The organism is Flavobacterium sp. YJ01 (assembly GCF_029320955.1).
Lineage (GTDB): Bacteria > Bacteroidota > Bacteroidia > Flavobacteriales > Flavobacteriaceae > Flavobacterium.
On record NZ_CP119757.1, the window covers coordinates 1,246,197 to 1,266,782 of the forward strand.

The 20,586-nt window shown below is 32.7% G+C and carries 22 protein-coding genes; 12 read left to right on the top strand and 10 right to left on the bottom strand.

The genetic code is table 11. From position 1 onward, the window contains the following. Nucleotides 1-66: 66 nt before the first annotated feature. Nucleotides 67-1,344 carry a peptidase T gene (gene pepT / locus P0R33_RS05595; protein ID WP_276174577.1) on the top strand — a complete coding sequence of 426 codons (1,278 nt, stop codon included), beginning with the start codon at nt 67-69 and terminating at the stop codon, nt 1,342-1,344. 7 nt (nt 1,345-1,351) lie between these two features. Then, nucleotides 1,352-1,930 (top strand): YdeI/OmpD-associated family protein, encoded by a 579-nt coding sequence (locus P0R33_RS05600; protein WP_276174578.1) that lies wholly within the window; start codon nt 1,352-1,354, stop codon nt 1,928-1,930. 329 nt (nt 1,931-2,259) lie between these two features. On the opposite strand, the gene yajC is transcribed toward P0R33_RS05600, so the two are convergent. From yajC to P0R33_RS05615, 3 genes are all read right to left on the bottom strand, one after another. Beyond that, nucleotides 2,260-2,535 carry a preprotein translocase subunit YajC gene (gene yajC / locus P0R33_RS05605; protein ID WP_276174579.1) on the bottom strand — a complete coding sequence of 92 codons (276 nt, stop codon included), beginning with the start codon at nt 2,533-2,535 and terminating at the stop codon, nt 2,260-2,262. 114 nt (nt 2,536-2,649) lie between these two features. After that, nucleotides 2,650-3,561: a transcription antitermination factor NusB gene (gene nusB, locus P0R33_RS05610; RefSeq protein ID WP_276174580.1), complete on the bottom strand. Its 912-nt coding sequence runs from the start codon at nt 3,559-3,561 to the stop codon at nt 2,650-2,652. A gap of 237 nt (nt 3,562-3,798) precedes the next feature. Beyond that, nucleotides 3,799-4,905 carry a Glu/Leu/Phe/Val dehydrogenase gene (locus P0R33_RS05615; RefSeq protein WP_276174581.1) on the bottom strand — a complete coding sequence of 369 codons (1,107 nt, stop codon included), beginning with the start codon at nt 4,903-4,905 and terminating at the stop codon, nt 3,799-3,801. 204 nt (nt 4,906-5,109) lie between these two features. On the opposite strand from P0R33_RS05615, the gene P0R33_RS05620 reads away from it, so the two are divergent. From P0R33_RS05620 to P0R33_RS05635, 4 genes are all read left to right on the top strand, one after another. Continuing rightward, entirely contained in the window at nt 5,110-6,888 is a 1,779-nt protein-coding gene (locus P0R33_RS05620) for an ABC transporter ATP-binding protein (RefSeq protein WP_276174582.1), read from the top strand. 68 nt (nt 6,889-6,956) lie between these two features. Then, nucleotides 6,957-7,325: a PUR family DNA/RNA-binding protein gene (locus P0R33_RS05625; RefSeq protein WP_229352933.1), complete on the top strand. Its 369-nt coding sequence runs from the start codon at nt 6,957-6,959 to the stop codon at nt 7,323-7,325. Nucleotides 7,326-7,491: 166 nt separating this feature from the next. Further along, nucleotides 7,492-8,316: an alpha/beta hydrolase gene (locus P0R33_RS05630; protein ID WP_276174583.1), complete on the top strand. Its 825-nt coding sequence runs from the start codon at nt 7,492-7,494 to the stop codon at nt 8,314-8,316. 24 nt (nt 8,317-8,340) lie between these two features. Next, entirely contained in the window at nt 8,341-8,895 is a 555-nt protein-coding gene (locus P0R33_RS05635; protein WP_276174584.1) for an alpha/beta hydrolase, read from the top strand. Nucleotides 8,896-9,053: 158 nt separating this feature from the next. On the opposite strand, the gene P0R33_RS05640 is transcribed toward P0R33_RS05635, so the two are convergent. Continuing rightward, nucleotides 9,054-9,389 carry a tRNA-binding protein gene (locus P0R33_RS05640; protein ID WP_276174585.1) on the bottom strand — a complete coding sequence of 112 codons (336 nt, stop codon included), beginning with the start codon at nt 9,387-9,389 and terminating at the stop codon, nt 9,054-9,056. 129 nt (nt 9,390-9,518) lie between these two features. On the opposite strand from P0R33_RS05640, the gene P0R33_RS05645 reads away from it, so the two are divergent. The 3 genes from P0R33_RS05645 (at nt 9,519) to P0R33_RS05655 (ending at nt 11,874) form a co-directional block, all read left to right on the top strand. After that, nucleotides 9,519-10,412, top strand: coding sequence for an alpha/beta hydrolase (locus P0R33_RS05645; protein ID WP_276174586.1), 894 nt, complete (start codon nt 9,519-9,521; stop codon nt 10,410-10,412). 127 nt (nt 10,413-10,539) lie between these two features. After that, entirely contained in the window at nt 10,540-11,094 is a 555-nt protein-coding gene (locus P0R33_RS05650; RefSeq protein WP_276174587.1) for a thioredoxin family protein, read from the top strand. A gap of 381 nt (nt 11,095-11,475) precedes the next feature. Beyond that, nucleotides 11,476-11,874, top strand: a complete 399-nt coding sequence (locus tag P0R33_RS05655) for a GreA/GreB family elongation factor (protein WP_276174588.1) — start codon at nt 11,476-11,478, stop codon at nt 11,872-11,874. A gap of 120 nt (nt 11,875-11,994) precedes the next feature. Here P0R33_RS05655 and P0R33_RS05660 read toward each other — a convergent pair whose 3' ends face one another. The 6 genes from P0R33_RS05660 to P0R33_RS05685 all read right to left on the bottom strand — a co-directional run bounded on the left by P0R33_RS05660 (nt 11,995) and on the right by P0R33_RS05685 (nt 16,566). Next, nucleotides 11,995-12,927 carry a peptidylprolyl isomerase gene (locus P0R33_RS05660; protein WP_276174589.1) on the bottom strand — a complete coding sequence of 311 codons (933 nt, stop codon included), beginning with the start codon at nt 12,925-12,927 and terminating at the stop codon, nt 11,995-11,997. Nucleotides 12,928-12,978: 51 nt separating this feature from the next. Beyond that, the gene (locus P0R33_RS05665) at nt 12,979-14,136 is read right to left on the bottom strand and encodes an MFS transporter (RefSeq protein WP_276174590.1); all 1,158 of its coding nucleotides are present in this window, start codon (nt 14,134-14,136) and stop codon (nt 12,979-12,981) included. Nucleotides 14,137-14,278: 142 nt separating this feature from the next. Beyond that, nucleotides 14,279-14,626 carry a cupin domain-containing protein gene (locus P0R33_RS05670; RefSeq protein ID WP_276174591.1) on the bottom strand — a complete coding sequence of 116 codons (348 nt, stop codon included), beginning with the start codon at nt 14,624-14,626 and terminating at the stop codon, nt 14,279-14,281. 52 nt (nt 14,627-14,678) lie between these two features. Then, nucleotides 14,679-15,551: a sugar phosphate isomerase/epimerase family protein gene (locus tag P0R33_RS05675; protein WP_276174592.1), complete on the bottom strand. Its 873-nt coding sequence runs from the start codon at nt 15,549-15,551 to the stop codon at nt 14,679-14,681. A gap of 31 nt (nt 15,552-15,582) precedes the next feature. Further along, a complete protein-coding gene (locus P0R33_RS05680; protein WP_276174593.1) occupies nt 15,583-16,116 on the bottom strand; it encodes an NAD(P)H-dependent oxidoreductase in 534 nt (177 codons plus the stop codon). 84 nt (nt 16,117-16,200) lie between these two features. Then, nucleotides 16,201-16,566 carry a hypothetical protein gene (locus tag P0R33_RS05685; protein ID WP_276174594.1) on the bottom strand — a complete coding sequence of 122 codons (366 nt, stop codon included), beginning with the start codon at nt 16,564-16,566 and terminating at the stop codon, nt 16,201-16,203. 246 nt (nt 16,567-16,812) lie between these two features. Between P0R33_RS05685 and trmD the strand changes: the two genes are divergently transcribed. The 3 genes from trmD (at nt 16,813) to P0R33_RS05700 (ending at nt 20,561) form a co-directional block, all read left to right on the top strand. Continuing rightward, nucleotides 16,813-17,493: a tRNA (guanosine(37)-N1)-methyltransferase TrmD gene (gene trmD / locus P0R33_RS05690; protein ID WP_276174595.1), complete on the top strand. Its 681-nt coding sequence runs from the start codon at nt 16,813-16,815 to the stop codon at nt 17,491-17,493. A 217-nt stretch (nt 17,494-17,710) separates the two neighbouring features. Further along, nucleotides 17,711-18,061 (top strand): 50S ribosomal protein L19, encoded by a 351-nt coding sequence (gene rplS, locus P0R33_RS05695; protein WP_276174596.1) that lies wholly within the window; start codon nt 17,711-17,713, stop codon nt 18,059-18,061. A 280-nt stretch (nt 18,062-18,341) separates the two neighbouring features. Further along, a complete protein-coding gene (locus tag P0R33_RS05700; RefSeq protein WP_276174597.1) occupies nt 18,342-20,561 on the top strand; it encodes an NADP-dependent isocitrate dehydrogenase in 2,220 nt (739 codons plus the stop codon). Nucleotides 20,562-20,586 lie beyond the last annotated feature (25 nt).

A 20,586-nucleotide genomic window follows, 5' to 3' on the forward strand; every position in this document is an offset into this window, starting at 1 on the left:
TTCAGATAGAAAAAGCTAAATTATTCAGCAGAAAATTTTTTCTATATTTGCTAAAAATTCAAAAAAATGCAACATATCATAGATCGTTTTATCAGTTACATAACAATTGACACTGAATCAGATCCTCATTCTCAAACAACACCAAGTACACAAAAACAATGGAATCTTGCCAATAAATTAGTCGAAGAACTAAAAGCAATTGGTCTTGAAGAAGTAACTATAGACGACAAAGCTTATATCATGGCGACGCTTCCTAGCAATGTTGACCACGAAGTTCCAACTATTGGTTTCGTTTCTCATTTTGATACTTCGCCAGATTTTAGCGGAGCAAATGTAAAACCTCAGATTGTTGAAAATTACGACGGAAAAGATATTGTTTTAAATGCTGAAAAGAACATAATTTTATCTCCAAATTACTTTAAAGATTTATTGCAATATAAAGGTCAAACCATCATTACAACTGATGGAACAACTTTACTAGGCGCCGATGATAAAGCTGGAATTACAGAAATTGTTTCTGCAATGGAATATCTGATCCAGCATCCGGAAATCAAACACGGAAAAATCAGAATTGGTTTTACACCAGACGAAGAAATCGGTCGCGGAGCGCATCATTTTGATGTTGAAAAATTCGGAGCGCAATGGGCTTACACGATGGATGGAAGTCAGATTGGAGAATTAGAATACGAAAATTTTAATGCTGCTGGAGCTAAAATTACTTTTAAAGGAAAAAGCGTTCATCCTGGTTATGCAAAAGGAAAAATGATTAATTCGATGCTTTTGGCAAATGATTTTATCAACGAACTTCCGAAAGGTGAAACCCCCGAAGAAACGAAAGGTTATGAAGGATTTTTCCATGTTCATCATATAAAAGGAAATATTGAAGAAACTGTTTTAGAATTAATCATTCGCGATCATAACAAGAAGAAATTCGAAAGCAGAAAAGAATTGATTCATAAAATTGCTAAAAAATTCAACAAGAAATTCGCAAAGAAATTTGGTGAAGATATTGTTATTGCTGAAGTTAAAGATCAATACTACAATATGAAAGAAAAGGTTCTTCCTGTAAAATATATTGTTGATATTGCCGAAAAAGCAATGAGAGAATTAAACATTAAACCGATAATCAAACCAATTCGCGGTGGAACTGACGGTTCTCAATTATCATTCATGGGATTACCTTGTCCGAATATTTTTGCGGGCGGCCATAATTTCCACGGAAAATATGAATACGTTCCAGCAGAAAGCATTCAAAAAGCGACTGATGTTATTGTAAAAATTGCTGAATTAACTGCAATTCCTGGAATTTTCGACACACCAGAAAAACCTAAAAGAAAAAAATAATCAAACAATGTCTGATAAAAAATACGTTTGGGACAAAGTAAATCAGTGGGAAGAAGAAATTCATATTCTTAAATCAATTATTGATAAAACTGAGCTGATCGAAACCGTAAAATGGGGAGCTCCTGTTTACGTTTTCAATAAAAAAAACGTTGTTGGTCTAGGCGGTTTTAAAGATTATTTTACCATTTGGTTTTACAATGGCGTTTTCTTAAAAGATGAAAAGAAAAAACTTATCAATGCTCAAGAAGAAGTAACGAAGTCCCTTCGTCAATGGCGTTTTAAATCGAAAGAAGAAATAAACGAAAAAGAAATTTTAGAATATATTCACGAAGCCATTGAGAATGAAAAGCAGGGAAAAATAATAAAACCTTCCAAAAAAGAAACTATTATTTCTGAGCTTTTGAATAAAGAAATGGAACAAAATCCAAGTCTCAAAGAAGCTTTTGAAAACTTTAAACCGTACAAACAATACGAGTTTTTAGAATATATTGAATCAGCCAAACAGGAAAAAACAAAACTTTCAAGAATTGAAAAGGTGATTCCGATGATTCTGGCAAATGTTGGGCTGAATGATAAATACAGATAGATTTTTGATGTCACTCTGAGCGAAGTCGAACAGCTTTCTAACGATAATAGACCTTTGTCTAAGTTTAAAACTTTGACAAAGGTTTTTTCTTTTTTTTCGTCAGGACAACAATACTCACTTCACGATTCCTAGATGCAGTTTGTCATTCCGAGGAACGAGGAATCTCCGTAAGTAGCTCCGCAATCTGTATCGACAATCTTTGTAGATTTTCTAACGGAGATTCCTCGTTCCTCGGAATGACATGATTGTGTAGGGAATCATTAAAAACAAAAAAAAATCCCAAACTCCTATTTGGAATTTGGGATTTTTAAAATATTGTAATTTAAAATTTACGCTTTCTTATTCAAAGCAGCGCTCATTTCCATAGAAATTGCTGAACGCTCAATTTTTAATTTTCCAGACATAGTTTCAATAATAACCGAAGTTTCAGCTAATTCTACAACTTTACCGTGAAAACCACTTTTTGTGATTATTTTGTCGCCTACTTTTAGGCTGCTTTCAAATTCTTTTTCGTTTTTTGCTCTTTTTTGCTGTGGTCTAATCATGAAAAAATAGATTACCACAAACATTAAAAGAAATGGCGCAAATTGAGATAATTGTCCCATAATTTAAATTTATTTTTGATTTATATTTAATATTCTTTTTTTTAGCTTTTCGACTTTGCTCAAAGAGACAAAGAAGTTGGAATTTGGCATTTAAAAAATTGAAAGTTCAAAATCTTACATTAACCCTCTTCCTACTTTTACCATCTTTTTATTAGCGGTAAGTTCTTTTACAAGATTATCTAAAATTCCGTTGATAAAAATACTACTTTTCGGAGTAGAATATTCTTTTGCAATTTCTAAATATTCGTTAAGAGTTACTTTTACTGGAATTGAAGGAAATTTAACAAATTCACAAATCGCCATTTTCAAGATAATAGTATCAATTTCAGCAATACGATCGCTGTCCCAATTTGGCGTTTTATCGTCGTATTCTTTTGCAAATTCATTTTCATTTAAAACTGTTCTTCTAAATAAATCTTTTGCAAAATCTTTATCTTCAACATCTTTATACAATTTTGGCACTCTAAAATCGTCCGAATCTTCCGTTTTAATTCCTTTCAATTGTTTTACAATATGCGTATTTACAACTGGAATATCGTCAACCCAAGTTAATTTATCATCCTCTAAATACTCATATAATTTTTCATTCGGAACAATAACATTCTCAAACAAATCAATAATAAATTGTCTGTCTTCTTCAAATGTATTTACATTATTGCTCATGTATTTTTTGTAGATATCGTTTGCTTTAACATCATTTAAAAGCAAAATAATATAATCGTCGTTTAAAGACCAATTATTAATTTTACGAGTTTCTAAAGCGATGCTAAGAGAATTGCTTTCGGCAAGAAGTTGAAAAATCTTGTTTTTTACAAATTTTTCATTCGGATTACGTTCTGCGGCAGTTGCCAGGTGTTTTTTACTTGACAGATGTAAAAAAACAGATTCTTTTTTACAAATTTCAATCAATGAAGAAAGCATTATAAGGTATAAGTCCTGAATATTATCAATGCTGTAGAAAAGAAATTTTTCTTCTTTTTCCATATTTTCAGAACCGCTTTGATGCATTGCATAAATGGATTGCATTACTTTAACGCGTATGTGTCTTCTATTTACCACCTCGTAAGAACATTTAAAAATTAGTCTGCAAAAGTATAACTTTTAAGGCATATTTTAAAATTAATTCGTAAAAAAGTCGTAGTTTTTGGTCTCCTTTTTATTTAGTTTTCAGTCGCAGTCGCAGTTTTCGGTATTAAGTGAAAACAAAAAGTCTCAGTTTCCAGTAGTTCTGAAAACTGAGACTGAAACTGTAAACTTAAAAAATTACTTAGCCGCGTTCTCGATTCTTCTTTGATCGATACGATTTTGAGCAATTGTTAGAGCCGCTTTATGAGTTGTAATATTATTTTTAGCAGCAAAATCAATAATTTCTAAAGTTGTATTGTAGATATTTTCTGTTTTAGTCATGATTTCAGCTTTACCATAGTTTGCTAATTCAGCATAAACATTAATGATTCCACCAGCGTTTATTAAGAAATCTGGAGCATATAAAATTCCTCTTTCTTGTAATCTTGCACCGTGAATATTCTCATCTGCCAATTGATTGTTTGCTGCACCAGCAATAACTTTAGCTTTAATTTTATCTACTGTATTATCATTAATTGTTGCTCCCATTGCACACGGTGCATAGATATCAACATCTGCAGTATACAAATCTTCTCCAGTATAAATTGTTGCATTGTATTTTGAAGCAACTTGGTATAGTTTTTCTTCATTAATATCAGAAATTGTTACCTGTGCTCCTTCTTTAGTTAAATATTCAACCAAAGTTTCACCCACGTGTCCAATTCCTTGTACCAAGACTTTTTTACCATCTAAAACATCAGTCCCAAACTGACTTTTAGCTGCTGCTTTCATACCTAAATAAACACCGTAAGCCGTAACTGGAGAAGGGTTTCCAGAGCCACCTCTTTCTTCAGAAATACCAGTAACATAAGGCGTTACATCTCTTACAGTATCCATGTCTTTAGTTTCCATTCCGACATCTTCTGCAGTGATGTATCTTCCGCTTAATGAGTGAACGAATTCACCAAACTTACGCATTAATTCAGGTGTTTTTTGAGTTTTAGCATCGCCAATAATTACGGCTTTACCTCCACCAATATTAAGTCCAGTAATAGCAGATTTAAACGTCATACCTCTAGAAAGGCGTAAAACATCGTTTAAAGCTTCCCATTCTGTGTTATAATTCCACATTCTGGTTCCTCCCAAAGCTGGCCCCATAACCGAATTATGAATACCAATAATTGCTTTTAAACCTGTATCTTTGTCATTGCAAAATACAATTTGTTCGTGATCGTCAAAAGATAATTGACCAAAAACAGGATCCATTTTTTGAAGTTCCTTTCCAGTTGCGAAAGTTGCATCCATAGCGCTAGTATTAATTAGGTTAAAATTATGAATTCGTCAAAAAGACAACTCAAACATAATTAAAAAATACACATGTGCTAATTTTTTATCTTTAAAATAACAATATTACAATATAATTGTTTTGATTAAATCGCAAATTATTATAATTTTATTTAATAATAATTCTTAAATACAAATCAATTCAATATCAGATTTCTTAAAAAAATGAAAGAATTAAGCTATTTAAACAAATATTTCATCAAATATAAATACAGTTTTTCGCTTGGTATTTTAACAACTATAATCGCACAAATATTTTCATTATATACTCCAAAGCTTATTAGCAAGTCTTTAAATGCAATTGAAAATTTTGATAAATTATCAATTACAGACCAAAAATCAGAAATTGTGATTTCGGCTTTTCGTCAGGATTTAATTCATAACGTGCTCTTAATCATCGGAACAACTATTGTCGCAGGATTTTTAACCTTCTTAATGCGTCAGACTTTAATCGTAATGTCGCGTCATATTGAGTTTGATTTAAAAAATGAAGTTTTCAGACAATACGAAAATCTTTCGCAGACTTTTTACAAACAAAACCGAACTGGAGATTTAATGAACCGTATCAGCGAAGACGTTTCAAAAGTCAGAATGTATGTTGGTCCTGCAGTGATGTACACTATAAATACAGCTATCCGTTTTATCATCGTTATATTATATATGTATAACGTATCACCACGTCTTACATTATATACTATATTGCCGCTGCCGATTCTTTCGTATTGTATTTTCAAATTAAGTTCTGAAATCAATAAACGAAGTACAACTTTCCAACAATATCTTTCTAAAGTTTCAAGTTTTACTCAGGAAATCTTTTCTGGTATTCGTGTTATCAAGGCATATTCTTTAGAAAATCAGCATCAAAATAATATGGTTGATCTTGCCGAAGAAAGCAAACGTAAAAGCTTAAGTCTTGCAAGAGTTCAATCGTTGTTCGGACCTTTAATGATTGCGCTTATAGGAATCAGTAATTTGGTTGTAATTTATTTTGGAGGTGTAATGTACATTAACGGAACTATTCCAAATATCGGAACCATTGCTGAGTTTATTTTATATGTAAATATGCTTACTTGGCCTGTTGCTTCTTTAGGCTGGGTTTCGTCTATGGTCCAAGAGGCCGAAGCTTCTCAAAAGCGTTTAAATGAATTTTTAAAAATTGAACCAGAAATTAAAAACAATAACGAAAATTCATCTGTTATCCAAGGAAATATTTCTTTCGAAAATGTTACTTTTACATATAAAGACACTAATATTGAAGCTTTAAAAAATATTTCTTTTACTGTAAAAAAAGGAGAAACTTTAGCTATTCTAGGAAAAACGGGTTCTGGAAAATCTACCATTCTTTCTTTGATCTCTAGGCTATATGATGTGACTGAAGGTGAACTTAAAATTGACGGAAATGAAATCAGCACATTAAATCTAAACGATCTTAGAAATAATATCGGAATCGTTCCTCAAGATGCTTTCTTGTTTTCTGACACTATTAAAAATAATATCAAATTCGGAAATCAAAATGCGACCGACGAAGAAGTATTCGCGGCCGCTAAAAATGCCGTTGTTCACGACAACATTATTACCTTTAACAAACAGTACGACACTATTTTAGGAGAAAGAGGAATTACACTTTCGGGCGGACAAAAACAGCGTGTTTCTATAGCAAGAGCAATTATTAAAAACCCTGCAATCTTACTTTTTGACGATTGTCTGTCTGCCGTAGATACCGAAACCGAAGAAATGATTTTAAACAATTTATTTGAAATTTCTAAAGACAAAACAACCATAATTGTAAGCCATCGAGTATCATCTGCAAAGAATGCAGATAAAATTATCATACTCGAAGATGGTAAGATTATTCAACAAGGTTCTCATAATCAATTAATAAATCAAGAAGGATATTATGCATCGTTATATTTAAAACAACTTTCGGAAAAAGAATTACTTTAATTGTTGCGTAATAGATAATTTTTTATGATTTTTGAGTACTATTAATTCCAAAAATGATAGAACGTATTATGAGAGAAAATGACATGTTAGAAAAAGAAGAGATTTTTTCTAAAGTATTACGAGCAGGAAGAAGAACTTATTTCTTTGATGTGAGAGCTACCAAAGCTGATGATTACTATATCACGATTACCGAAAGCAAAAAATTTACTGAAGAAGACGGTTCGTTTCACTTCAAAAAACACAAAATTTACTTATATAAAGAAGATTTTAGTGCTTTTGCCGAAATACTAGAAGAAATGACTTCATACGTTTTGAACCACAAAGGCGAAGAAGTAATTTCTGAAAGACATCAAAAAGATTTTAAGAAAGAATATAGTTCTGAAAAAGTAGAAACCCAAAGATCTAGCTTTACAGACATTGATTTTGATGATATTTAATTCAAAATAAAACTTTTCAAAAAGTACGAGTCCAAATTGTTCTGCATTTTGGACTTTTTTTATACATTTATATATGAGACGTGAATTGTAAAATGTGAGACGTGCAATTCGCTTATTTTTCTCAAATGATATTTTACTTCTAACATTTCACATCTAACAACAAAAAATGAAAAAATTAATTCTTCTTTTCAGTTTCATCTTCTTCGGAATTTCTCTTTCTGCACAAAATCTTGAATACGAAACAAAAAATAATATTCAATACTATAATGCTTCTGTAAATAAGTCTGATAAATATATTAACGAAAGATGCGTATTAGATATTTACTATCCAAAAAATAAAAAAGATTTCGCAACTATCGTCTGGTTTCACGGCGGCGGATTGACAGGCGGAAATAAAGAAATTCCAGAAGCTTTAAAAAATAAAGGTTTTGCTATTATTGGAGTTAATTACAGACTTTCGCCAAAAGCAAAAGCGGCAAAATCTATTGAAGATGCAGCAGCGGCAGTAGCTTGGACATTCAATAATATTTCAAATTACGGAGGTGATAAATCTCAAATTTTTGTTTCTGGACATTCTGCTGGTGGATATCTGGCTTTAATGATTGGTCTTAATAAAAAATACCTTCAGAAAGAAAATATTGATGCAAATCAAATCGCAGGATTAATTCCTTTCAGCGGACAATGCATCACGCATTTTGAAATTAGAAGAGAAAACGGAATTCCAGAAAAACAGCCAACAATTGACGAATTCGCGCCCTTATATCACGTTCGCGCAGATGCTCCGCCTTTATTGTTAATTACTGGAGATCGCGAATTAGAAATGTTAGGGCGTTATGAAGAAAACGCATACATGGCTAGAATGATGAAATTGGTTGGACATACTCAAACTAAACTTTACGAATTAGACGGTTATGGTCACGGAATGACAGAACCTGGTTTTCCGCTTTTGGTTAATGAAGTAAACCGAATTGTAAAAGAACGCAAAAAATAAATCACTAAATAAAATTCCACGGCAATGGAGACACAATTATTAATAATTCCAGGACTTGGCGATTCTGGAGAAAAGCATTGGCAGACGTTTTGGCACGAAAAATTTGAAAATTCAATTCGTGTTGTACAAGACAATTGGGATGAACCAATTCGCGAAGAATGGCTTAAAAGATTAAACGAAAATATTTTAAAACTAGACAAACCAACTATTTTAGTCGCACATAGTTTAGCGGTTTCATTAGTTTTACATTGGGCCGAAAAAAATAATAATCCAAATATAATTGGCGCATTTTTAGTTGCTCCCGCTGATGTTGATTCACCTCAGCATACGCCAGAATGCACTAGAAATTTTTCACCAATTCCGCTTTACAAATTACCATTTCCTTCTGTAGTAGTTGCTAGCGAAAATGATCCTTATGCATCTTTTGAAAGAAAAAAATATCTTTCAGAAATATGGGGAAGCGATTTTGTAAACATCGGACAACAAGGTCATATTAACTCCGATTCTGACTTAAAATATTGGGAAGAAGGACAGTTAATTCTTAGACAGTTTATCGAAAAAAACAAACTTTTAATTTAACTGCAAAGGACATAAAGATTTACGCAAAGATCGCAAAGTTATATGAGAAGTTTTTTATCGGTTAAAGTTCATAAAGCTTTGCGAACTTTAACCTTTTCTAAAAAAGTCAATTACAAAAAAACTTTGCGTGCTTTGCGGTAAAATTTATTGAGCAGAAACTAACCTATACGCAAACCATTTTCTATTTTAAAATCAGGAGCCAATAAAATCACGTCTCCTTCCTCGCCTACAGCACCAAGAACCAAACATTCGCTCATAAATTTTCCAATTTGTTTTTTAGGAAAATTGACAACCGCAACAATCTGACGATTAATTAAATCTTCTTTTTGGTATCTTTTTGTTATTTGCGCCGATGATTTTCTAATTCCGATTTCTGAACCAAAATCAATTGTTAGCTGAAAAGCTGGTTTCCTGGCTTCGGGAAAATCATTTACACCTATAATTGTTCCGACACGCATATCGGTTCTTTCAAATTCGCTCCAAGTTAAATCCATTTCAAATCTGTTTTATTACAAACCTATTAATTTTGTAATTAATCGTCCTAATTCTGTAACCCTTTTCTTTCGCTTCCATTCTAATTTTACGAGAATAAAGAATTAAACTCACGTAAAAAAAGATATATCATGGAACATACAGAACCAAATGCCTGCCTTTCTATAAAAGATTTTGAATCTAATTTAAAACAGATTCATACCGATAAATATATTGAAACCGCACAAAATGTAAGGCTTTATGTAAAAGATTATGGTCAAGGAAAACCTGTAATTTTAATACATGGCTGGCCGCTTTCAAACGAAATGTGGGAATATCAAATTGATCATTTAGTACAAAATAATTTCAGAGTTATTGCATACGACCGTCGTGGTTTCGGAAAATCATCACATCCTTGGGATGGATACGATTATGACACTTTAACAGATGATCTTCAGGAAATTATAGAACAATTAGAATTAGAAAATGTAACGCTTGTCGGTTTCTCAATGGGCGGTGGCGAGGTTGTTCGCTATTTTAGTCGTCATGGCGGAAAAAATGTTTCTAAAATTGCTTTGATATCTTCTATTATTCCTTTTTTATTAAAAACGAATGATAATCCAGACGGACATCCAAAAGAAAAAAGCGAAAATACTGCAGCAGCAATAAAAGAAGACAGAATTGGATTTATTGATAATTTCGGAAAAACATTTTTCGGTGTTAATATTATCAACAAACCTTTAAGCACTCCTTTGTTAGAATATTACAGAGCATTATGTTCTGCTGCTTCTCCTCGTGCTACTTTAAAATGTGCTGAATCATTTTCATTTACCGACTTTAGAGACGAATTGGATTTTATAAAAGTTCCAACGCTTATTATTCATGGAAATGATGACAAAATTGTGCCCATAGATCTTACTTCAAGAAAGGCTGCTGAAGCAATCAAAAACAACACATTTATTGAATACGAAGGCGCTCCGCACGGATTATTTTATACTGACAGAGAAAAACTAAATGAAGATTTACTTCAATTTTTAAATTCATAAAAAACTAAAAAAGTATCCCAAGAAGCAAGCTAAATCGGCTAACTGCTTCTTTGGATACTTTTTTATTCTTGTGCTCTTTTATTTACAGATTTTTAAAGCTATTTTTGAAAATCAAATTTCTTGTAAAATGGCACGAACAGAATCTACAATGCTTCCTTTAGGCACAATTGCTCCTGAATTTTATTTAAAGGACACCAATTCTAATGACACTTTTTCATTCGAAGATTTGAAAGGTTCAAAAGGTACTTTGGTTATGTTTATCTGTAATCATTGTCCGTTTGTACATCACGTTATGCCAGAAGTCGTTATGATTGCTAATGATTATCGTGTTCAAGGAATTGGAGTTATTGCTATTTCGAGCAATGATGCAGTAAAATATCCACAGGATTCTCCAGATTTAATGGCCGATTTTGCTCTTGAAAATAAAATTGATTTTCCTTATTTATACGATGAAAGTCAAGAAACTGCAAAAGCTTATCAAGCAGCTTGCACTCCAGATTTTTATTTGTTTGATAGTCAAGACAAATTATTTTACCGAGGACAGCTAGACGATTCTAGACCTGGAAACGGTATTCCGCTTAGTGGAAGCGATTTAAGAGGCGCAATAGATGCCCTAATTTACAACCGAAGTTTGAAGGAAACACAGAAACCTAGTTTGGGCTGTGGCATTAAATGGAAGTAAATACGTATAAAATTAAAAAAGATTACCTATCTTTGCAGATCAATTTATCATCCTCATGGGAAATAAAATACCATCTACAGCTTCTAAAAAGTCGTTTTGCATTGCAAAACCGCTTCCTGCTGTAATTATTTCACATAATAAGGCCTTTATTAATTAGGCCTCCGTCTATTTCAGTTTTCTTCTTTTTGACGGAGGATTTACATCAAGATTAAAAATTTATTTATTTGACAAAAATCATTTTTTGATCAGATACTTTTTTGTTTTCAAAAAATGAACTTTTTAAAAAAATCGTTTTTTTCTAAAGACTGAAAATCATCTTTTTGTTAGTCCTAAAAGAAGAAATATAGCTTAAATTTTAATAACAATAAATTCAATTTAGATATGAAACCAACACCCACTTTCTGTAAATCAGATTATCAATTTTTAAGAGAATTGATTTTAAAAAGTAAAAATTCAACAAATACTAAAGAAGCCAATCAGCTTTCGCAAGAATTAGATCGCGCTGTAATTAGTAAAGAAAGCGAACTTGACAGTTCAGTAATCAGAATCAATTCATTTGTCACAATTGAAGATGTAAAAGCCAAGAAACAAATGAAAATTCAAATCGTTTTACCTTCTGCTGCAGATGTAAAACAATCTAAAATCTCAATTCTAGCACCTTTAAGCGTTGCTATTATTGGTTTTAAAGAAAATGACGAAGTAGATTGGGAATTACCTGCTGGCGTTAAAACTTTAAAAGTAATTGCAGTAGATAATACTGAAGTATTGCATCATTCATAACTTATTAAACACCTCATTCTGTGACGGTGTTTTTTTTTATATCTATTTGAAAATAAAAAAATCCCATTCGGCATGCGAATGGGATTCTATTTATACAATCCTGAATTGTTTGTAAAACTCTTATTTTACGTCCATTAATTCAACGTCAAAAATCAAAGTTGCGTGCGGAGGAATAACCCCACCAGCACCAGATGGTCCGTAAGCTAAATCAGAAGGAATAACAAAACGAGCTTTGTCTCCAACTTGCAATAAAGCAATGCCTTCGTCCCATCCTTCAATAACCTGCCCAATTCCTAATTTAAATTCGATTGGTTTTTTACGTGGGTAAGAAGAATCAAAAACTTTTCCATTTTCTAAAGATCCCTCATAGTGAACAGAAACTGTTTTTCCAGCTTCAGCTTTTTTACCTTCGCCTTTTTGGATCATTTTATAGCGTAAACCACTTTCAGTTCTATCAAAACCAGCTGCTAATTGTTCCATTTTTGCTTCAGATTCTGCTTTTAAAGCTGCTTCTCTTTTCATTCTAGCACCTTTTAAACCGATAAAAGCTTCAATTGCATTCCATTTTTGAGCTTCATCTCCAACTCTGATAATTTCTAAAGTTTCTAAAGCATCACCTTGAGCAACAGCATCAACAACATCTTGCCCTTCTACAACGTGACCAAAAACGGTATGTTTTCCGTCTAACCAAGGAGTTGGAACGTGAGTGATAAAGAATTGAGAACCATTAGTTCCAGGACCAGAATTTGCCATAGATAAAACCCCTGGACGGTCGTGTTTTAAACTCGGTACAAACTCATCATCAAATTTATATCCAGGATCTCCAGTTCCAGTTCCTTTAGGGCAACCACCTTGAATCATGAAATCAGCAATTACTCTGTGGAAGTTTAAACCATCATAGAATTTTTGTCCTTGAGGTTTCACTTTATTTTCCATATTTCCTTCTGCAAGAGCTACAAAGTTCCCTACAGTTCCAGGTGTTAAATCGTGTGTTAGTTTAACTAAAATCGAACCTTTGCTAGTGTTGAATTTAGCGTATATTCCGTTTTCCATGTTGTTATTTTTAATTTGAACGCAAATTTACAAATTAATTTTTTAATCAATTTACGCTTTTTGTTTTTTAGCCCCGAAGCGTCGGGATGATTTATAAGTAAGTCCGTAAATCGTTAATGATATCAACGATAAAATCATGCAGCCAATTGTTACAGCATGCCATCCGCCGATTTTCCACAACAATAATCCGTATGCAGAACCTGCTGCAGTTCCTAAAAATGTAAGTGACATAAATACCGTATTTAATCTATTTCTAGCTTCTGGAAGCAGTGAATAAACACGGGTTTGATTAGAAATATGAACGCCTTGAATTCCGATATCTATAAATACAATTCCAATTGCAATTCCGATAACACTTTCGATTGAAAAATAGAAAATCAAAAAGCTGATTAAAACTAGTAAAATTCCATAACCAACTGCAATTCTCGAATTTCCTTTATCTCCTAATTTTCCAACGAGTGGCGCCGCTAAAGCTCCTGAAGCACCAACAATTCCGAATAAACCAATTGTTGCACTATTAAAACCGAAAGGTTCTCCCGAAAGCAGTAAAACCATTGTGGTCCAAAAAGCTCCAAATTGAGCAAAACTAAAAACATTAATTGCTGTTGCTTCGCGTAAAATTGGTTCCGTTTTTATTAGCGTAAACAAAGACTTAATTAACTGTCCATAAGTTCCTTGAAACTGAGGCTTGTTAACTGGAAATTTATTTTGAATGACAAAGAAAATCAAAAGACAAATTCCTGCCGCAATATAAAACATTGATCTCCAGCCCATAACCTGACCAATAAAACCGCTTAATGTTCGCGAAAGCAAAATTCCAACTAAAAGACCGCTCATAATTGTTCCAACCACTTTTCCTCGTTCTTCTGGCGCACTCAGAGAAGCCGCCAACGGTAAAATAAGCTGTGGTACAATTGATGTAATTCCAATTAATAAGGAAGCTATTTGCAAAATAAAAAAACTTTTGGCGGTTGCTGCAATTAATAGTGCGATTACGGTAGCAAAAGTTGTCATTAAAATTTGCCTTTTTCGTTCTAATTTATCACCTAACGGAACCATAAAAAACAACCCAATAGCGTAACCTGCCTGAGTAAGATAAGTTATCGTTCCGGCATTGGCTTCTGGAATTTTAAATTCGTTAGCAATTAAAACAATCAAAGGCTGGCAGTAATAAAGATTTGCAACTATAAGTCCAGTGCAAACTGCCATAAAAAGTACATTTGTTTTAGATAAATTCATGCTGCAAAAATACCGATCTAATCTTAATTGAAACTTTAAAAAAGTTATAAAATTTTTAATTTTAAGATTAGATCAGAATTTCACAATCTAAATTCAATTGATTTTCAATTATTTAATGATTCAAAAAATCTTCTCTTGCTGGCCCAAAAACATCTGTAAGCATACCTGTTTCTAAACAAACAACTCCATGAATTGCATGAGGCGGAATATAAAAACTATCGCCTTCTTTTAGAGTTTTTGTTACACCATTTATAGTTACATCAAATTTTCCGCTCGCTACATAGGTAACTTGCGTATGATAATGTTCGTGTAAAACGCCAATTCCTCCCTTTTCAAAATGAACATTGACAAGCATTACTCTTTCATCAAAAGCCAAAATCTTGCGTTTAATTCCTTCCCCGACTACTTCCCACTCTATTTCGTCTCCTTTTATAAATTCTTTGCTTGTTCCTATATTCATAAGTTTCAAAATTGATTTTTATACTAATATAACATTTTTGATGAATCTGTTTTTATACTAAATCTTTAGAAATAAAATCATAACTCGTTTTAATTGATTCAAAAGAACTTAAAGCAAAATTATTTTCCTGTTCTACAAAAAAATAAACCATTCCAGATTGTTTTGCTGCTGCAAATAAAGGTTTAAAATCGATTGTTCCAGAACCAACTTCAGTGTTCAGATCATTGTTCTTTTTATCCTTATCTTTTACATGCCACATTTTAAAACGTCCTTGATTTTCTTTGAATAATTCTAAAGGATCATTTCCTGAGTGAATTACCCAATACAAATCCAATTCAAAAAAGACCAAATCTTTATTGGTTTCTTTTAATAAAATTTCGAAACCAGTAATTCCATCATGTTTTTGAAATTCAAAATCATGGTTGTGATATGCGAGTTTCAAACCTGCTTTATTGCACATTATTGCCGCTTCGTTTACACGAGCCGCAATCTTTTTATAATCTTCAATATTTCTTCTAAAAGGTTCATCTACCCAAGGAATAGTTAAAAACTCATTTCCTAAAATTTTTGCAACTTCTATTGATGCAATTAATTCTTCTTTATTTCCATCATAAAGAAAACTTCCTAAATTATAATGTCCACTTACAGCTTTGAGATTATTTTCATCTAGAATCTTTTTAAGTTCTTTAGGCGTTAATCCCCAAAACTGATCTTTAATAGAAAATCCATACGTTTCAACTGTTGTATATCCTGCTTTAGCTACTCTTTCTAAAGTTGCTTTTACATCTTTTGGAAGTTCTTCGCGAAGCGTGTATAACTGTAATCCTATTTCTTTTTTATTCATAGAAAATGCAAATGATGGTGAAGCCAAAACTGCAGTTGTGACCAGACCTGTGGTTGCTATAAAATTTCTTCTTGTAATCATGTGGTTAGATAGGTTCCAAGAAGTAAATATATTATAAAAAATGATTCTCAAATTTCTTTGCAAAATTTTGAAGCGAAATAGCGGTTTCTGAATCTATAATTTTTCCTTCTGTATTGATTTTGCCTCGAACACCTTGAATTAATAATTGCGTATTAGAATCAAGATCTGCTCCGAGAGTCTTCATAATCAATAAAAGCTGCTCGTGCGCCATTTCTCCAGAAGCCGAAGCTGTTACCAAACCAACTTTTTTATTAGAAAAAATAGTTGTGGAAACGAACCACTCTAAAGCGTTCTTTAAACTTCCCGGAAGACTAAAAACATATTCTGGAGTACAAATAATTACCCCTTGTGCATCACTTATTTTATTTCGTAAAGAAACAATTTCTTTTGGTGCGTTATCTGTATCTAAATCTGGATTAAAATGAGAAAGCTTATCTAATTCTTGAAATATTTCAAATTCAAATTCTGATTGAAACTGGCTAGAAATATAGTGTAGAATTTTAAAATTACTAGAATCTTTTCTGGTGCTGCCCGATATGGCTATAATTTTTATTTTTGATGACATTATATATAAAAAAAGTAGTAGTTCTAAATTAACATTTAAAATTACTACTTTTTTAGAGATTAAAATCTTAAAATTAAAAGGCTTTTATTTCAATGGATTGCCTTTTAAATTCATTCCTAACATTTTTACATCAACTGATTGAGGCGGAAATTTCTGTTTTTCGTTTCGCCAAGAAACAATTTTTCCTGATTTATTGACATACATGTAATCATATTTCCAATAATAAGGACCTGCATTTCCAGAAACCTCTCGACCGTGATTTGTTGTAAAAATTTGATCTGCATAAAGCAATATCTCATTGTCCTGATCATCATGAAGAACTCTTACAGGAGGTCCCCATGCTTTCATCAATTTTTGTTTCGATTGTCCCACCCATTCATCATGAACATTTTTGGTTGAACAAGATATTTGCAAGAATAAAATTGCAATCAAAAGTAAAGTTTTTTTCATAAGTGTAAGGTAATTTTTAAAGTTTAGCTATAGAGTCTATATAAATTTAACACTATTATCTCAAATAAACATAACGATAGTTTATCATAACATTAAATCCGATGAAAATCACATTATATACGACGAAATGCATCTTTTGGTTTTAAATCCCAAAAAATCAACTCAAAATAAGCGTTAGATAAATCTTTAGAAATTGACAAATATTAACTTTGTATCTTTGCCGACAAGAAAATTATTCAACAGGAAATGCGAATTGATATTATTACACTTTTACCAGAATTGTTAAGAAGTCCTTTTGAGGCTTCGATTATGAAACGTGCTATCGACAAAGGTTTAGTTGAAGTACATTTTCACAATCTACGTGACTATAGCACAAATAGACAAAAAAGTGTAGACGATTATCCGTTTGGCGGCGGCGCAGGTATGGTAATGACCATTCAGCCTATTGACGACTGTATTACGCATTTAAAAAGCCAGCGAGAATATGACGAAATAATTTATATGTCACCAGATGGCGAAACTTTGAATCAGAAAATGGCAAACAAAATGTCGATGTATGAAAACATTATTATTTTGTGCGGACATTATAAAGGTGTAGATCAAAGAGTTCGTGATCATTTTATAACCAGAGAAATTTCTATCGGTGATTATGTTTTGTCTGGTGGAGAATTAGGCGCAATAGTTTTATCTGATGCTTTAATTCGATTAATTCCTGGTGTTTTAAGTGATGAAACCTCAGCTTTGACAGATAGTTTTCAGGACAATTTGCTTTCTGGACCTATATATACAAGACCTGCAGATTATAAAGGCTGGAAAGTTCCAGAAGTTTTAACCAGCGGTCACGCGGCAAAAATAGACAAATGGCGCGAAGACATGGCTTTTGAACATACAAAAAACAGACGACCAGATTTATTGGAAGGACACTAAAATTTAGTTTCAAGTTTAAGGTTATTTTTGTTTCAAGTTAAGACTCTCGATAGCAACAACTTGAAACCTGGAACTTGAAACAAAACAAACTAAAAAATAATTTACAATTTATAATTCATAATTTATAATTATTTTTTACATTTGCACCCGAATTTGACCAACCTCTGGCGAGATCCGTGAATGTTGTTCTAATATAAAAACCATAATTTAAATTATCATGGCAGATTTATTAAAATTCGTTCAAGACGAATTCGTTGCTAGAAAAGATTTCCCTGAATTCGGAGCTGGAGACACAATCACTGTTTTCTACGAAATTAAAGAGGGTGAAAAAACAAGAACTCAGTTTTTTAAAGGAGTTGTAATTCAAAGAAGAGGTTCTGGTAACACAGAAACTTTTACTATCCGTAAAATGTCTGGATCTATTGGTGTTGAGCGTATCTTCCCAGTAAACTTACCAGCTTTACAAAAAATCGAAGTTAACAAGAAAGGTGCTGTACGTAGAGCTAGAATTTTCTACTTCAGACAACTTACTGGTAAAAAAGCTAAGATTAAAGATAAAAGAAGATAATCATTTATCAAAATGTTATAAAAAACTCGTTTCATATTCTTTGAAGCGAGTTTTTTTTATGTTCTAATTCTACCGCTAACAAAACCGTAATTTTTTAATACCAAAATCATCGATTTAGCAATTTAACGAGCTCGAAATAACAATCTGTTAATTTCGTCTTTTCTCTGCAAAACTCAACCGATTTCGTTGTGATTTTATTATATTTGCTCCGCTCATTTTGAGCCGAATATATCTTTGACATCGTTAACTCCTGACGATACGATTATAAAAAAAAAAGAAAATGAATAAATCAAAAATTTTTTACACCTTAACTGATGAGGCGCCGTTATTGGCAACCTATTCTCTTTTACCAATTGTTCAAGCATTTACAGCAACAGCTGGAATTGAAATCGAAACCAGAGATATTTCGCTGGCAGGAAGAATTTTATCAAACTTCCCAGATTCTTTGACTGATGCTCAAAAAACTGGAGATGCATTGGCAGAACTTGGCCAATTAGCAACTCAGCCAGAAGCTAACATTATTAAATTACCAAACATTTCAGCATCTGTACCACAGTTAAAAGCTGCAATCGCTGAATTACAATCGCACGGATACAACGTACCAAATTTCCCAGAAGATCCTCAAAACGATGCTGAAAAGGAAATTAAAGCAAAATATGCAAAAGTATTAGGTTCTGCTGTAAACCCAGTTTTACGTGAAGGAAACTCTGACCGTAGAGCTCCAAGAGCAGTTAAAAACTTTGCAAAAGCAAATCCACACTCTATGGGTGCTTGGTCTGCTGACTCAAAAACTAAAGTGGCTTCTATGTCAGGTGGTGATTTTTACGGAAGTGAAAAATCTCTAACTGTTGCTGAAGCTAATGATGTAAAAATCGAATTTATTGCTAAAGACGGAACTGCAACTGTTCTTAAAGCTAGTACTCCATTAAAAGCTGGAGAAATTATTGACAGCTCTGTTTTAAGTGTAAACAAATTAAAAGCTTTTGCTGCTGATGTAATTGCTGAAGCTAAAGCTGCAGGAGTTTTACTTTCTGTACACTTAAAAGCTACAATGATGAAAGTTTCTGATCCAATTATCTTTGGCGCTATCGTTGAAGTATATTTTGCAGATGTTTTCAAAAAATACGCTTCTTTATTCGCAGAATTAAATGTTGATACAAGAAACGGTTTAGGTGATATCTACGCTAAAATCGCTGGAAGACCTGAACAAGCTGAAGTTGAAGCAGCAATTAATGCAGCTATAGAAAACGGACCTGCTTTGGCAATGGTTAATTCTGATAAAGGAATTACAAACTTACACGTTCCATCTGACGTAATTGTTGATGCTTCTATGCCAGCAATGATCCGTACTTCTGGACAAATGTGGAACAAAGAAGGAAAAGCACAAGATACATTTGCAGTTATTCCAGATAGATCTTATGCTGGTGTTTATACAGCAACTATCGATTTCTGTAAAAAACATGGTGCTTTTGATCCGAAAACAATGGGAAGTGTTCCTAACGTTGGATTAATGGCTCAAAAAGCAGAAGAATACGGATCTCATGACAAAACTTTCCAAATGAAAGCTGATGGTGTTGTTCGTGTAGTTGATGCAAATGGAAATGTTTTAATGGAACAAAACGTTGAAGCAAATAATATTTTCAGAATGTGTCAGGCAAAAGACGCTCCGATTCAGGACTGGGTTAAATTGGCTGTAAACAGAGCTCGTTTATCTGATACTCCTGCTGTTTTCTGGTTAGACGAAAACAGAGCGCACGATAGAGAATTGATCGTAAAAGTTCAAAAATACTTGAAAGATTACGATACAACAAACTTAGATATCCGCATTTTAAACCCAATTGCTGCTACTGAATTTACTTTAGACAGAATCATCAAAGGTTTAGATACTATCTCTGTAACTGGAAACGTTTTACGTGATTATTTAACAGATTTATTCCCAATTTTAGAACTTGGTACTTCTGCTAAAATGTTATCTATTGTTCCTTTAATGAACGGTGGAGGATTGTTCGAAACTGGCGCTGGAGGTTCTGCTCCAAAACACGTTGAGCAATTTACAGAAGAAGGATACTTACGTTGGGATTCTCTTGGAGAATTCTTAGCTCTTGGTGCTTCATTAGAGCATTTAGGACAAACTTTAGATAATTCTAAATCAATTGTTTTATCTGAAACTTTAGATCAGGCAAACGATAAATTCTTAGCAAATGATAAATCTCCAGCTCGTAAAGTTGGTCAGATTGACAACCGTGGTTCTCACTTCTATTTAGCATTCTATTGGGCACAAGCTTTGGCTGCTCAAACTAAAGATGCTGAATTGCAAGCAATCTTTGCTCCAATTGCTGCTGAATTTGAAGCTAACGAAGCTAAAATCGATGCAGAATTAATTGGTGCTCAAGGAAAAGCTCAAAACATTGGAGGTTACTACCAACCAACTCCTGAGTTAGTGAGCAAAGCAATGCGTCCTAGCGAAACTTTCAACGCTATTATTGCTAAAATCAAATAATTCAGAATACAATTGTATTTTTAAA